Genomic DNA, 1,079 nt, shown 5'->3' with positions numbered 1-1,079 from the left:
TATTGACTCGCCTTGATATGCCAATTAGAGATTTCCTTACGTGTGATTGGTAAACCCATCCTAGCCCAATCTTCTTCTTGGCGATAATTGGGGACCTTCAGATTAAACTTCTGATGGATGGTGTGAGCGATAATAGAAGCTGAGCCAAGGCTATGCGCCAAAGGGGCTTTAGGGATAGGAGCTTTCACAATTTTATCACTCGGATTTTTCTCACTGCATGCTTGGCATTTGTAAGAGTGTTGGATATGATCTATGCGTTTTAATTGCGCAGGAATAAAGACTAATTCTTGGCCTTGAAGACTCGCTCCAATCTCTTTTAGCTCTCCCTGACAGTCAGGGCAAATGCAATCCTCTAAGCGATGATGGAGTTCTTCTGAATCGAATTGGGCAAGAAGAGCTTGACGTTTTCCTTTAGCTTTCTTACGTTTATAGGTGATTTCTTCTCTTTCAACTGGGAACCTCTCCATCTTCATCAGATGAAGCTTCCTCCTCAAAAAGGCTGACTTGTCCAGATGGACAAACACTTTTCTCAGAGGATTTTCCATAGAGCTTTTGCGTTAGATAAGCCACTTGTTCACGAAGAAGGGCAAGTTCATTGGTGAGACTATCAATTGTAGCACTCTGTTGTTGAATGAGTTTTAATAAGTCTTTCATCGTCTTCCCCTCCTTGTTTTCTAACTTTATTATACTAAAAAGAAAGGCATCATTTCAATAGAAATCACGACTTTCTGATGAATTTATTTGGGGAGTGATAGAAAAGCCCTTCATCAGCCAGTCTACTTGTTCAGGTGTGAGAGCTTTGACATCCTTTTCTGTACTTGGCCAAGTCAACTTACCGTTCTCAAAGCGTTTATATAGTAGCCAAAATCCTTGACCATCCCAGTAAAGAGCTTTAAAGCGGTCTTTACGTCCACCACAAAAGAGAAAAACTTGACCGGAGAAAGGATCCAATTCAAAGTGGGTTTTAACCAGATAAGCCAGTGAATCAATGCCTTGTCTCATATCCGTTTTCCCACATACGAGATAGACCTGCCCTAGGCTAGATAGATGAATTGTCATGGAGCAACACCTTATCCAAA

2 protein-coding genes and 1 pseudogene are annotated in these 1,079 nt (G+C 41.2%); all 3 read right to left on the bottom strand.

The window, feature by feature from the left end; genetic code table 11:
• Nucleotides 1-473: pseudogene (locus HT703_RS08525) on the bottom strand (IS66 family transposase); the annotation flags it as partial.
• Complete coding sequence (locus HT703_RS08520; RefSeq protein ID WP_138704148.1) at nt 448-654, bottom strand: transposase; 207 nt, start codon at nt 652-654, stop codon at nt 448-450. The pseudogene HT703_RS08525 and the gene HT703_RS08520, both read right to left, overlap by 26 nt.
• Nucleotides 655-708: 54 nt before the next feature.
• A complete protein-coding gene (tnpB, locus tag HT703_RS08515; RefSeq protein ID WP_000152345.1) occupies nt 709-1,059 on the bottom strand; it encodes an IS66 family insertion sequence element accessory protein TnpB in 351 nt (116 codons plus the stop codon).
• Nucleotides 1,060-1,079 lie beyond the last annotated feature (20 nt).

It is taken from the genome of Streptococcus sp. 3874 (assembly GCF_013276425.1).
In the GTDB taxonomy this organism is placed as follows: Bacteria; Bacillota; Bacilli; order Lactobacillales; family Streptococcaceae; genus Streptococcus; species Streptococcus pseudopneumoniae.
This window is presented reverse-complemented; position numbering and strand designations above follow the sequence as displayed.